8 protein-coding genes and 1 pseudogene are annotated in these 14,135 nt (G+C 33.2%); 8 read left to right on the forward strand and 1 reads right to left on the reverse strand.

Features of this window, described 5'->3' with window-relative positions:
* Positions 1 to 9: 9 nt before the first annotated feature.
* A complete protein-coding gene (locus tag OPR44_RS03645) occupies positions 10 to 819 on the forward strand; it encodes a hypothetical protein (RefSeq protein ID WP_265015364.1) in 810 nt (269 codons plus the stop codon).
* Positions 820 to 830: 11 nt separating this feature from the next.
* Positions 831 to 6,434, forward strand: coding sequence for an ankyrin repeat domain-containing protein (locus OPR44_RS03650; protein ID WP_265015365.1), 5,604 nt, complete (start codon positions 831 to 833; stop codon positions 6,432 to 6,434).
* Positions 6,435 to 6,781: 347 nt separating this feature from the next.
* Here the strand turns inward: OPR44_RS03650 and OPR44_RS03655 are convergent, their stop codons facing one another.
* The gene (locus tag OPR44_RS03655; protein ID WP_262986565.1) at positions 6,782 to 7,711 is read right to left on the reverse strand and encodes an Rpn family recombination-promoting nuclease/putative transposase; all 930 of its coding nucleotides are present in this window, start codon (positions 7,709 to 7,711) and stop codon (positions 6,782 to 6,784) included.
* 129 nt (positions 7,712 to 7,840) lie between these two features.
* Here OPR44_RS03655 and wmk (OPR44_RS03660) point away from each other — a divergent pair.
* From wmk (OPR44_RS03660) to OPR44_RS03685, 6 genes and pseudogenes are all read left to right on the forward strand, one after another.
* Positions 7,841 to 8,752: pseudogene (gene wmk / locus OPR44_RS03660) on the forward strand (WO male-killing family protein Wmk).
* Between the two features lie 165 nt (positions 8,753 to 8,917).
* Positions 8,918 to 9,580: a JAB domain-containing protein gene (locus tag OPR44_RS03665; RefSeq protein WP_230609182.1), complete on the forward strand. Its 663-nt coding sequence runs from the start codon at positions 8,918 to 8,920 to the stop codon at positions 9,578 to 9,580.
* A 106-nt stretch (positions 9,581 to 9,686) separates the two neighbouring features.
* Entirely contained in the window at positions 9,687 to 10,817 is a 1,131-nt protein-coding gene (locus tag OPR44_RS03670) for a hypothetical protein (RefSeq protein WP_265015366.1), read from the forward strand.
* 79 nt (positions 10,818 to 10,896) lie between these two features.
* The gene (gene wmk / locus OPR44_RS03675) at positions 10,897 to 11,802 is read left to right on the forward strand and encodes a WO male-killing family protein Wmk (protein ID WP_019236554.1); all 906 of its coding nucleotides are present in this window, start codon (positions 10,897 to 10,899) and stop codon (positions 11,800 to 11,802) included.
* Between the two features lie 49 nt (positions 11,803 to 11,851).
* Positions 11,852 to 12,745, forward strand: coding sequence for a WO male-killing family protein Wmk (gene wmk, locus OPR44_RS03680; RefSeq protein ID WP_265015367.1), 894 nt, complete (start codon positions 11,852 to 11,854; stop codon positions 12,743 to 12,745).
* A 456-nt stretch (positions 12,746 to 13,201) separates the two neighbouring features.
* Complete coding sequence (locus OPR44_RS03685) at positions 13,202 to 14,101, forward strand: DMT family transporter (RefSeq protein ID WP_019236555.1); 900 nt, start codon at positions 13,202 to 13,204, stop codon at positions 14,099 to 14,101.
* The last annotated feature ends 34 nt before the right edge of the window (positions 14,102 to 14,135 follow it).

Below are 14,135 nucleotides of genomic sequence, written 5' to 3' on the forward strand. Positions count from 1 at the left end.
TTGAATGGAGTGTTTAGTTATTATAGTGACTTAAAATTACAGGAATCACCAGAAACTAGAGCATTAGTTTTAACTGAGTTTCAAACTGGTAGAGGGGAACGTATTGACATGCTAGTTCATGGTATTAAGTTTGTGGCTCAAGGTGGAAATGCTGAGGAGTACACTCCAATAGGGTTAGAACTTAAGGCATCAAGGCAGGGTAAAGGGGCTCAAGCTTTATTGAGGGAAGCAAATGATCAAATAAATGAAGAGTACAAAGAAGGTGTTACCTATAAAACACTTACAGATGGTGATGAGGTAAAATTTATCGGTGTTGTTTTCGATAAAGGATCTAATAATCCGAATAAACTTATTTTAACAAGTAGGACAACCAAGGAAGGATTTATTCCTGTTGAAGTAGTTCATAGTTCAGTTCATATGCTGCCTACTGGTGAAGCAACACAATCTTTGAATAAGTTAAATCTTAATGGCTGTGCAAAGCAAAGCAATAGAAAGAAGAGAAGTATTAAATGTTTATTTTCAAAGGATGATGTGGAAAAGTTTAGTAAAGGAAGGGTAGATAAAAATAATGTAGGTAAGGTTATAATTGATAGTGAAAAGTTCCTAACTTATGTTAAAAGCAGTCAAGATGAAGGGAAAAATGCTCAGCTAATAGAGTTTATTGGAAACAAAAATATTGAGGGTGACTATAAATATTTAGTTGATAAGGTGATTGGAGACCAAGGGTATGAGCGCTATATTCAGAATGAGAGTATCAAGGATTTATATGGTGACGTTTTACAGCAAAACAGTGATTTAACAAAAAAAACCCGAAATTAAAAAGCAGATTAATGAATGCTGCAGGTGGAATACAATTAATAAGAGGAATTCATGGTGCTATTGTATCTTGCAAGGATGGAACAGCAACGGATTGTGGATTAAATCTAGGTGGAATAGGATGGTCTTTTGCGTCTCAACCAATTGAGAATGTAATGGTTAAAATTGCTCCAAAAGTTGTAACATCAGCTGAAAAAGTTGTAGGAAGGATTATACCGGGTACTTTAGGTAAGCAGACAAAATTTGTTGTTCAAGTTGCAGGAGTAAAATTTGGAAGTAAAATAGCGAAAGGCACGGCAGGAGCTATAGCTGGTATATTTGATATTATTGATATAGGCATATCAGCAAATAACCTTGTAGACTGTAAAAATAGAGAAGATAGTAATAATCCATGTGGAGAAAAGGAGATAAGAGATAATATAGCTTCTATAGCCTTTTCTGGTGTGTCATTTGTTTCTGGTGTTGCTCTTACAGCAGCTAGTCTGCCTGGAGTTGGTATTGGAGTTGGATTTGGACTCATGGTAACTCATGGAGTTTATAGTGGTATTAGCAATATTATAGAGTATGAAAAGAAGTATGATACAACTCATGGTGAGAATTTCGATATCTTTTTGCATACGCTTTTACTTTCATCTATGCCATATGATCTGGAACACCTTGCAGCCAGAAATAATATGGTTAATAGTCAAGCTAAAAGAGCCTGGAAAGCTTTAAGTGATAGCCCTAATGATGTAGTTGCCTATGGAGTTGGTTTTGGGGTGGATAGCGACACGCCATCTCTTCATGCAGGGTATGGAAAGATTCTAATGAATAGAACAGATGCTGATACAACAAACCTTTCACGTGTTATACCTGACCCAATTCAAAATGCTACGATAATTTGCTTACCACAAGTCACTAGCGAAATTTATGAAAAAGGTATTAAAAAATCAGTTCCAACAGCTGTGCATCACTGTGAAAATACAATGGTTATTGCTGATAGAAGAAGAATGCAAAATGGTACAATAATTCTTTATAATTTAGAAAGCATAGATGAAGGTACCATTGTTGGAAGTAATACATTAAATAACTACTTCTTGATTTTTAGAGGAAACACAGGAATAACTGGTGGTAATAATACTGTTAACAAATTTATTCTTGTGAAACCTGGAGGTTTTTCGGGTAAAATTATTGGTGGAAGTAATGCTACTAATATACTTGACCTAAGTCAATCAACAGAATACGACTTTGTACAAGCAAAAATTGACTATCGTTTTAGACCTAACGCTCCCGGTCTTTTAAGGTTAACAACAAATCTTCATCGATTGATCAATGATTATGTTGATAGCAATGTCGATGCTTTCAGGTATAGCTATATTGGAAGGCAAAATAAGACAGATAATGTTTTATGTACATATAATTCTAGGCGCCTTACTAGAAACGATAATCGTGACGTCTTTATAAATAGTGGTGGAGGTTTGAGCAAAAATGAGAAGGATACAGTTGATAATTGTAAAAAAGTAGCTATTGCGCCATACACTAAAGTTACAGGTGCAGAAAATGATTATACCTTTTATATAAAAACCACAGATTACGAGGCTAAAGATTTATATTCAGAAATTGATGTAAAAGGAACGGGAACTGTAATCTTTCCGGAAACTAATCTGCTAGATGATTGTGATGAAATATCTTATTTCTCGACTAATAATACTTTATCTTTAAAAATAGGGCTGGGTCAAGGTAATCAATATACCCTTGATATTAAAAATTATATTAAGCAAGGCAGTAATCAACCTAATTTTATGCTGATAGATAAAAATGGTAGTAATATTATTCCTAAAATTGAGAAACTAGAATCATCCATTACAAAAATTAACTCGTTCGAGTTACATACAGAACATTCTCTTGATAGCTTTGATGCTGCAGAAAATCATTACAAGGAAATACTCATTAATAATAAGGACTATAAAGTCTTTGGTGTTGTTAGAGCAAAACTACAAAGCAATAGCGCATTCCAACATATGGTATTTGGTTCTTCAGGAGAAGATATAATAAATTTTGACCAAAGGAGTATGTTTGCTAGAGGTGGAAATGGAAGTGATATGTATGTTATTGATAGCAACACAGAGAAAAGAGAGATTATTATTGATAATAACTCAGGTGATAAAAAATTAGATATGTTGGTTATGCCAGAAGTTCCTGAGGAGTTTTCAATTCAACAGTGTAACTTGCATTTTAACTATAGTAATACTCATGTTCAAGTAAGAAATTATCTTAAGGGTAACAGCTATAGGCACCTTATGGTTATGAACAGTAAAGGAGAAACCTTTATTCCTTATGTACAATCAATGTCATGTGCTGGCTCTTCCGTAGAAAGTGGCAAATTATCTCCCTTTTTCCATGCCACACAGACTCAGAATATGTTTTTGTTGCCTAAGGATTTTGAAGGTGATCATTTAGTGATTGATTCTAATCTTGAAGATATCGAGAAATATAAAGATGAAGATGATCTCTTATTAACAAGAGAAGGTGAGATTCCTTTTATTATTAGAGTAGAAGATTTTTATAATGACCAAAGTAAATGGAGAGATGTTAATTTTCTTCTGTGGAACAATGGTAATTTTTTTCCATATTTAGGTTTACAGCAAGAGGTTGATGGAATAATGGACTATCAAGATAAACTTAAGAATGATTATGAAAAAATTATAAAAGAATATGTTATAGATTTCACTAAGTCTATCAGTATCACACATAATCAAGATGGCACTTTAACTTCGGTGGGGCAAGATGAAGAACGCATAGGAGTAGTGATATTAAAAGATATTACTCCAGATCAGATTAGGGTTTCCAGTAGTAATACAGATTTGGTGTTTTCCGACGAAGTATCTAACCATGTAATCAATGTAAAAAATTGGAATAATTCTGAGTCTTATAGGATTTCTACATTGGAATTCGATTTAGGGTTAGAACCAATAATAATCCGGAGATTAGACAGGTTTAGTTTGTCTGATATAGCAGAAATACAAGGTCTGATTAATAAAGCTTCAGAGATTTGCCAAAAGAAGGCTGGGTGCGAAGCTAACATTGAAGCTAAAAATAACGATGGCCAAACACTTTTTCATGTTGCTGCTCAAGAAGGCAAATTGCGTTCTATTAGGTTTCTTATAGGTAAAATTGAAAGTATGAATTTTGAAGATAATTTGTATTCAGAACCTGATGAACTAGTAAAAGCAGTTCGCCAAAGAGAAAGATTAAAGTCTCTCATAAATGAAAAAGATAAGTTCGGTTATACACCGCTACAATATGCTGCTAAAAATGGCAAGTGGGATATAGTTAATCTTTTCCTTGATAAAACTGCTGAAAGAAATCAAGATGACGTTGCAGATAAAGATAAATTCTCAACAAGCTGGACTACCGTGCACTATGCCGTTTACAATGGTAATATGAGTCTATTTAATGATATATTTCAATTTCTTTCAGATAAAGAAACTATGATTAATACTAAAGACAGTAGTGATTGGACACCTCTACACTATGCTGTATATTACAATGCTTTAGATGTGGTAAAATTTCTTGTGAACAAAGGAGCTGATATCAGTGTTAAAGATAAGGATAGTAAAACACCTTTAGACTTAGCTGCTCAAGAGAATGACACAAATGTAGCAGAGTTTCTAAAGCAAACGGAATTAGATAAAAAATTGTTAGCTGCAGTGCAAGATGCAGGTCTTAATGAAGTTAAAGATCTTATTAATCAGAAGGCTAATATTAATGCTAAAGACATGTACGGTTGGACGCTTTTACACTTTGCTGCTTCTCGTGATAAACTTAGTGTAGTTGAGTTTCTCTTCAATAACAATGCTAATATTAATGCTAAAGATGTGTATGGTAATACACCATTACATGTAGCTGCCCAGTACAGTAGTAGTCTTGAAATAGTTAAGTTTCTTTTAGACAAGGATATTAGCGGTATTAATAATATAACCAATAATGGTTGGACACCATTGCATGTAGCTATACAAGGAAACAAATTAAATACAGTCGAACTCCTTCTTGGCAGAGGTGCTGATATTGAAGTTAGAGATATTTATAACCAAACATCTTTAGATTTGGCTACTCGAAAAGGTTACCTAGATATAGCAGGAATTTTGAAGCAAGTACAATTAGATAGAAAATTGTTGACTATTGTGGAAAGCGGTGGTTTTAATGAAGCTAAAGGTCTTATTGCTCAGGGTGCTAACATTGATACCAATGACAAGAACGGTAATACACTACTGTATTCAGCTGCTGAAATCGGTGATTTAAACCTAGTTAAACTCCTTCTTGATAACGGTGCTAATATTGAAGCTAAAAACGGAGAATATCAAGCAACTCCATTGCATGGAGCGGTTGAAAACTACAGGATAGATGTAGTCAAATTACTTCTTAATCGTGGTGCAAATGTTAACGCTGAAGACAAAGACAATTGGACACCTTTACATTATGGTGCTGATACCAACAGTCCTGATATAGTAAAAGTTCTTGTCGATGCTCATGCTAATCTTGGTGCTAAAGGTAATTACGGTAAAACACCGCTAGATATTGCGAAAGACAAGGGGCACAATAATATTGTGGAATACTTAGAAAAAAAGCTCAGGGGAGGAAGAGGAGAACGCAAACGCCGTCATCACCATGGAGATCACAATTCTCATAACTTATCACGCAAACCCCTTGCTATAGACCAACCTCAGATAGCAACAAGCAGTGGCGCAAAACCATCTTCATGGATAAATGATTTATTTAGTCGGGTGAAAAGCTCTGTAGGTAGATTATTGAGTTCTAAATCTGAGGGGACTGCAAGTTCATTATCACAAGTTGATGGGCAATTTGCCAAAGCGTCGATAAGTAATAGTAGTTTCACAGGTACCACACTACCATCTGATGGTACAGATAAAAGACAAGAAAATGGAGGTTTCTTTCGAGACAACGTCGATTATGTAAATGCAAATCTAAAACGAATGTGTGAAAGGCAAGCACCTGTTAAATTTAAGCCTAAGGATAGAAATACAATATTAGAAATGGGAGATCACTATCTATCACAGGTTGACTTTAATGGTACAATAACTTTATTTGACTTATTGATTAGAAGGGTTACAGGTCAAAAGTATATTTCTACAATAGATCAGTCTATATCTCCACTAGAGGCACAGGAATATACACTCAATATTACAAAGGGATTTGAGAAAGTAGTAGAGCAAGCTGGATTAAAAAGTGGTGTGTCAATGCATCGATTAAATATTGATTTTGTGGAAATACAGAAAGAAGTTACAGGAAAAATCATGAGTGGTAAATTTGATGAGATTTCGGGGATTTTCAACTCATATGTAAAGAAAGCATGTTCTGGTAAAGAAGCTGGTAAATTAAGTCCGAAGAAATTTGAAAAGTTTATAGCTCAATTTAATAAGGGTCTGCTAAATCAATCAATAGAGCAGATATTACACAACAGAGATGGTAGATTAGAAGTTGATGGTACAAAAAAACAGCAGATAAGTTTAGAGCCTCAAAGTTATTTAAGTAATGCTTCAGTTCACAGCCATTCAGAAGTATCAACTTGTCTTTCTGAGATAGGAGTAACCAAGCTTGGAGGTAATATCAATAGGTAGGTTATAATATAAGAGGTGCAGCTATAAAATGCCAAGTAGTGAAAATTTTAAAGTGAAGGTAGCAAAATTAGCCAAAATAATTAGGGAAACCAGTAGCAAGTTTGATGGTCCTAATACTAAAATGGATGAAGTAGACATTAAATACTAAGTGGTTAATGTGTTTTCCATATTGAACTTACAGCACGTAGCTTTGATATAGAAGTTTGAGTAACGTTATGATAGTAATTTATATAATTCTATGTGCAATCCTTATAGCTATTTTAGACAGTTCATTAGATTCTTAATTAGGGAATATATCTAACTTAAAGAAGATTTTCATAAATGTTGAAGTGAATAAGTTGTAGTATTTATGTTTTTTCCCTGAGTTGTAAAATTTCAGAATGAGAGAGACCGGTAATTTGAGCTATAACATCTATAGGGACATCGGCCTTGAGTGAATTTTTTGCAACTTCAATTTTACCTTCAATTTTACCTTTTTCATGGCCGATTTGGATGCCTTCTTTCCTGCCTTTCTCTTCTCCAATTTGGATTCCTTCATGTTTAGCATCATCGAGTTTTTGAGCAAGGATAGCGTTTTCTTTCTGCACGCTCAATATTCTTTCTTCATATGCGATCAAATCCTTTTCATTCCAGCGAAACCTGTCTAATTCATCATATGCTAGCTTTATTATCGGAGCTTCTGCTGCTATCTTTTTTAGATCTTCTTCAGTTGTATCTTCTGCGTATTTAAAAAAGAAACACCATCTCTCTGTAGTATTCTCTAATTGCTCTACCTTATTTTTTGTAAATTTAGGCAACTCAATAAAGACAAATTGTAAATCTTTCAAGTAATGCCCATTGGTTTTGATATCGCGTATATTATGAGTAGAAATATAGTCAACTTCTTCAGGCAGAAGGTTACAATTGGAAATAGCAATAAAGAAGACTTTCTGAAGATGAATGTAATTACCAGATTTATCTAATTGCCGAGAGTAAGCTTTAGCAGCATAAAGTTGAGCACGTTTCTCAAAGCCTTTATCACGAGCGAGTTGCATTTCGATAACAAATCTATTACCAATAGAGTCTTTGCAAAGAACATCAACAATGCTTTGTTTGTCAGAGGCAATTTCAGGATCCATAATGGTACTAAGGAATTCAATTTCCATTATTTGATCAGAAGTAGAAAAACCTAAGATATCGTTGAGGAAGTGAATTAAGATATTTTTATTCTTTTCAGAGCCAAAGATCTTTTTAAAGCTCAAGTCATTTTTGGGATCAAGAAATTTCGAAAGAGCCATGACGAATTAACCTAAAAAGCATTAGTAATTATACACAATTGTGAAGAAATATTCAACTAAAATTCAAACATAGAAAGAAGCATCCCTTTTGTATATCTTTATTTGGTAGTATTAAACTGTATAATATTTATGGCAAATATCTCTATAAGGTATCAGATAGCACAAAAAGTAAGGAGCTGGAGGTTAAAGCGAGGCTATACTCAAAAAGATTTAGCGGGAAAAATCGGCGTAACATATCAAATAGTACTACAATATGAAAAAGGAACACGAAAAATTTCGATTAAAAAGTTGTGCGCTATAGCAAAGGTGTTATCAATTAATATTACGGATCTTATTCCTGTATCAAATGAAAAAATCTGTTTTGAAGATAAGGGAGAGGAAATATTAAATCTAGTAAGAAAATATAAAACGATTAATGATCAAGAGTTGCGCAAGGTGTTTTACTTGCTAACAAAATTTACCCGAGTTGGTGAGAAAAGTAGTAAAAAAGCAGAGAAAGTAAAAATTGCAAAGGGCCTGGTTAAAGCAGGGATTTCTGTTGATATTGTTTCACAAGCAATTGGCCTCTCTGCTGATGAATGTGTTGAAGAAAAAATAGGTTCTATATACTGCAAAATAGGAAAGAAGATAAAAGAATAGAGACTAGTGCGGGAATATACTCAGAAGGATTTAGCAAAGAAAATGAGTACAACACGTGATGAAATAAGCAACTATGAACAATGAAGAACTGCTGTTCCACTGGGAAGATTATATGAGATAGCAAAGGCGTTATCGATTAATATCATGGACCTACTTGAACTAACAGAGGATGCAGATGATAAAGTGGTACCTAATTTAATTGAAGAATACAAAAAAATTGAAAGCCAAGAACTACGTCATGCACTAATGAAATCTCTGTTTGAAAGCATACAAATTTGCGAAGAGAAAGTGAAAAGAGCAGAAAAGATGAAAATTGCAAAGGATTTAGTTAAGGAAGGAATTTCTATCAATATTATTTTAAAAACAGTGAGCATCTCTTTAGACGAAATTCAACAAATTTAAAATAAAAAAATCAGTATCTATTAATATCTTTACTTTTTGATGAAAAAATAAGTAAAAAAGATTAAAAAATTAATTTGACTTCACTCGGAAGCTATGGCTCTATGCCAATGCTGATAAAGCAGTAAATATTTAAAAAAAGTTTGTTGTTAGTGAAGGGTAAATTATATGAATAATAATAAGAATAAAGAAGAAATAGAATTCAGAATATTAGAAAGCAAAGGCAAAGCACTACTTGATCGTGAAATAATGGAAACATTTTTAAGTGCAGTACATGAAAGGCCGCAAGCTCAAGAAATTGCTAAAAATCTGGTGAATACTTATGCAGGAGTAGGAAGGATTTTAGGTAGAGAAATGGATGACCTGAAAGTTATAGAAGGAGTAACTGATTCTGCAGTAGCAATGATTATGTGTGTTAAGGAAACACTAGAAAGGGTACTGAGAGAAAAGCTCAAAAGTGAGCCAATAATGGACTTACAAGGGCTAGTAGAGTACTTAAACGTAAGTATAGGCCACTCAGAAAGGGAATGTGTAAAAATACTGTACTTGAATAAAAGGCGTCAACTAATTGGAGAAGAATCCTATATTGGTGAAATGGAAAAAGCACCAGTATACATAAAGGAAATTACAAGAAAAGCATTAATAAAGAATGCAACATTAGTAATAATGTCACACAACCACCCTGGGGGAAGTTTAGAACCTTCAGAAGAAGATCAAGAAGTAACAAAGAGCTTAGCAGCAGCATGTAGTACTGTAAGCGTTAGATTATTTGATCATATTATCATTACAAGTGGGGGTTATTTTAGCTTTAGAGAAAACGGATTGTTATAGTAGAAAGTATTTACAAATCTACTCATATTAATTTATAATGAGTAATATAATGTATAATAACAAAGTTTATTGTACACTTAAAAAGTATTTTTAATATGAGGTTTATATGACTAGTAAAGATCAGAATAAAAAGACTAATGTTAATCACAAGAAAATATTTGGTGCTCTTGAAAGCGTTGATATAGAGCAGTCTAAATTTGTGAGTAAAATTAATAGCCAGAAGGAGATAAAACTGGAAGATACAATGCCTTTCCCTAGCAGAAACGTTCGCGAAAACAAAATCAACTATGGAAAAGGACTTGATTATATATATGGCACAAAACCTGTAAGTGATCAAGAAGATAAAAATCCATTTGCCTCAGCTTTGCAAAAAATAAAGCCAAATACAGAGAAGCTGAGCTGGTTTAAGAGTTCTATAGTAGAGGCAAAAAACGTAAATGAATTGCACAAAGTTATAGACAAAGTACTAGCTTCTGGAGCAAGGCTAAATGCATGTAATGATGGAGAATGGAGCTTCGCGGAATATGTGATACTGGGCACACATTTTCATAAATTTGATAAGGCTGATCGTAAAAAGCTAATACGTAAATTAATGCTAAGTGGTGCAGAGTTTCATGATACTCTACTGCAGAATAAACTGATAGGTGAAATCTATAATGAGCTACAGCCAGAAGTTCAGCCACAGATAGATAAGCAACTAGAAGAGCTAGAGGAAGCTGGCGAAAATGCTGTGCAAGAAGGAGAATTAATAGATGTTGAGATAGATAATACAACATCGTATATAGAATTTTCTGGGAATAGTAAGGTAGAGGTAGCCAAAATACTGGAAGCAAACAGAAAGTTAGGAAGTAATATCTTTAAAATTGGTAATGATGCAGTTGAAGTTAAAAGTGAGAAGGGAGGTATAAGAAACTATACCGATATTTCAGATGGCAGCTCTATCATGTTAGAATTTCCTACAAGCATTGGTAAGCTAAATATTATATTGTACCAAGAGGCAGATCAGGTGCAAGTGAGAGTAGAAAATAAGGAAATGTGGGCTGAGTTACAAAAAAGAGGCGAAGAAATAGGAAAAAACTGTCTCTTTGGAGGAGTGAAACTTAAAGAAGCGGTAGAAAGAGGTAGTTTCACTAGATGTGGCATATGGAGTGAAAAGCAGAAGGAAGTAAGTGAAAAATTGTTTTCATGGGCAGACAAAGTACGTGAAAATAGTAAAGAAACTTGTAGGGCACTTTAATTTAAAGGTTCCAGAGTCTGGCTATTATATCTGGAGCCTTTGAGCTATAATAGAAAATATTATATGCAAGGTTCTTTTTGTGGAAAAAAGTCTAGATTATAAAGTGGGAGAAAAATTAAAAAGCTGGAGGTTAGAGCGAGGGTACACTCAGAAAGATTTAGCAGAGAAAATTGGTGTAAAATACTGGGTGATATTGCAATATGAGAAAGGGAATCGTAGAGTTCCAATTGAAAGGTTGTATGCTATAACTGAGGCACTATCAATCAGTATTACGGATCTTATTCCTGTATCAAAAAGCTGTCTTGAAGATGAAGAAGAAATATTAAATCTAGTAAGAGAATATAAAAAGATTAACGATCAGGAGTTACGTAAGATGTTTTGTTTGCTAACCAAATTTGTCCAAGTTAGTGAGAAAAGTAGTAGAAAATCGGAAAAAATAAAAATTGCAAAGAGTCTGGTTAAAGCAGGAGTTTCTGTTGATATTGTTGCAAAAACAATTGGTCTGTCTGCTGATGAATGTGTTGAAGAAAAAGTTGGTTCTATCTACTACCAAATAGGCAAAAAGATAAAGGAATGGAGACTAGTGAGAGAGTATACTCAAAAGGATTTAGCGGAGAAAATGAGTACAACACGTGACGAAATAAGCAACTATGAACAAGGACGCGTAGCTACTCCACTGGGAAAATTATATGAGATAGCAGAAACATTATCGATTAGTATTACAGATCTACTAACAGAGGAAGATGAAGGTAGTAAAGTGGAAAATGAGCTACCGAATTTGATTAAAGAATACAAAGAAATTGAGAGCCAAGAACTACGTCATGCACTAATAAAATCTTTGTTTGAAGGGATACGTATTTGTGAGGAGAAAGTGAGAGAGATAGAAAGGATTAAAGTTGCAAAGGATCTAGTAAAAGGGGGAATTTCTATTGATACTATTTTGCAAGCGGTAGGTTTATCTATTGATATGGTTTTAGATGGATAGCTCGTAAAAAAATTATAGCAATAAAGTTTTTTTCTTAAATGGAGGATAAATGTTTGTTTCTGCAAGCAATGTTAGTTACGGAATAGGGCAAAGAATAGAAAATTGTAGGTTAATGCGAGGGCATACTCAAATAGGATTAGCGAGTCAAATAGGTTTAACATACCAAGAAGTAAACAGCTATGAAGATGGGTATATTCCTATTCCAATTGAAGTACTATATATAATAGCAAGAGTATTATCAGTTGACGTTGTAGATTTATTACCTGAACCAGTAATAGTAAGGGAAGACAGCTATGAAGACGAGGAAATACTCTATCTAACGAAAATATACGAGAATCAAAAGTTAGGCAAAATAGTATCTTCATTAGTCAGGTTTGTTCATATTAGCGAAAAAATTAATCAAGAAGAGGCAAGGTTGGAAATAGCAAAAAATCTAGTGAAAGAAGGGGTTTTAGTTGACATAATTTCCCAAGCAACCGGCTTATCTATTTACGAGTATGATAATACAGAGAAAGAAGTCTGCACTGATTCTATATACTACAGAATAGGGCAAAGAATAAGAGAATGGAGATTGATAAAAAGGTATACTCAGAAAGATTTAGCAAACAAAGTTGGTTTAACACTCAAGGAAATACACGAGTATGAAATAGGATACACTGCCATATCATTTGACAAATTATATCAAATAGCAGAAGGATTATCAGTGAATATTAAAGTTCTGCTGCCTAAAACAAATGAAGATAGTGAACTACTTAATTTACTAAGAAAAACTGAAGAGCAAGAATTAGTGAAGAAATTTTTATCTAGGGATATGAAGAATAGCAAAGAGAAAGTTAAAAAAACAGAAAAGATCAAGGTTGCGAAAAATCTAGTGAAGGCGGGTGTTTCTACTGATGTTATTTTGCGAGCAAGTGGCCTAACTGCCGATGAGTGTGAAAATTGAATTGTGTTTAAGATACAAGTAAAAATAGTCAATATATTAACTATTATAAATCCTTGTTTAGCTAACTCAACTGAAGCATTTTCATAAAGTTTTGCTGCTAATTCGTGTTGTTTGATAAACTTCAAATTTAATGCTTTTAAAATTGATGCTGAAAACACATATTGCTAATGCTAGCAGAGGAGCTAGTTGGTAAAATCGCCACAGCCGTCAGTACTCCCGATTACTTTTCCTGATAATGTGAGAGTATTCGCAAGTATTATCATATATTACAAAAAAATCAGTTAGCATTTCTGTTTATTAAAATTATGCAATAAAGCTGCATTTTATATAACACTTCTCAAATTATTTCTACTAAATATTTATGAATATGGTTAAACAGTAGATAGAAGAAACCTTTTCTATTATTGATCTTTTGTACAGTAAAGTTATCTCATAAAATATTAAATTTGGAGTTTTATGGATCACAGACTAAGAGCTTATTTGCTTGGAGTTACCTGGTTTATACTCAGTTTACTTAGTAGTGTAGTTAATGATACTATATCAAAGTGTCTCGGTTTACACCTTCAAAGTTTTAAGATAATCTTTTTCCGTTTTTTATTTAGCACTATTACTCTTATACCTTTTATATTTTACTATGGAATAGGAGTTTGTAAAACAAGTCGAATATCTATTCAAATAACTAGAGGTGCATTGTTGTTTTGTGGAATGACCTTATGGACCTATGGGTTGACTATTTGCCCAATAGTAACTGCAACAATTATAGGTTTCTCAATACCATTATTTGTTATGCTTCTTGCAATTCCTTTTCTGGAAGAAAATATAATTTGGCAAAGATGGGTAGTAGCTGTCATTGGTTTTATTGGTATTGCTATTACTACTAAAGCTTATAGTGAGGATTTTAATCCTAAAATTCTTATTTTTATTGTATCCGCATTAATCTTCGCTATACTAGATGTACTTAATAAGAAGCTTGTAATGAAGGAGACAATAATAAGTATATTATTTTACTCAGCTCTAACAACAACAATTTTTTCCACTCCATCTTTGTTATTTTATTGGCATATGCCTTCCTTGTTGGAGTTAGTATTACTGCTGATTTTAGGAATAAGTTCAAACCTAATTCTGTTCTTCATGTTAAAAGCTTTTGCTCTTACTGATGCTACTGCACTTGCACCTTATAGATACATAGAGCTAATAATTTCTGCAATAGTAGCATACGTTATATTTAATGAATTACCTGATAAAAGTGCTTTATATGGTACTTTGATATTAATACCATCAACCTTATTTATAGCTTATTCGGAAGGTAAGGCAATTAAGAAAAATAATGTAACAACAAAAGTTTATAATTGTTAATGGTATTTATTTTAGATGCTAAGCTATATTTTTA

The sequence above is a fragment of the Wolbachia endosymbiont (group B) of Camptogramma bilineatum genome (genome assembly GCF_947251825.1).
Classification (GTDB): Bacteria; Pseudomonadota; Alphaproteobacteria; order Rickettsiales; family Anaplasmataceae; genus Wolbachia.

Coding starts and splice junctions, on each gene's coding strand:
- OPR44_RS03650 (WP_265015365.1), top strand. CDS start 831: ATGAATGCTGCAGGTGGAATACAATTAATAAGAGGAATTCATGGTGCT.
- OPR44_RS03655 (WP_262986565.1), bottom strand. CDS start 7,711: ATGGCTCTTTCGAAATTTCTTGATCCCAAAAATGACTTGAGCTTTAAA.
- OPR44_RS03665 (WP_230609182.1), top strand. CDS start 8,918: ATGAATAATAATAAGAATAAAGAAGAAATAGAATTCAGAATATTAGAA.
- OPR44_RS03670 (WP_265015366.1), top strand. CDS start 9,687: ATGACTAGTAAAGATCAGAATAAAAAGACTAATGTTAATCACAAGAAA.
- wmk (WP_265015367.1), top strand. CDS start 11,852: ATGTTTGTTTCTGCAAGCAATGTTAGTTACGGAATAGGGCAAAGAATA.
- OPR44_RS03685 (WP_019236555.1), top strand. CDS start 13,202: ATGGATCACAGACTAAGAGCTTATTTGCTTGGAGTTACCTGGTTTATA.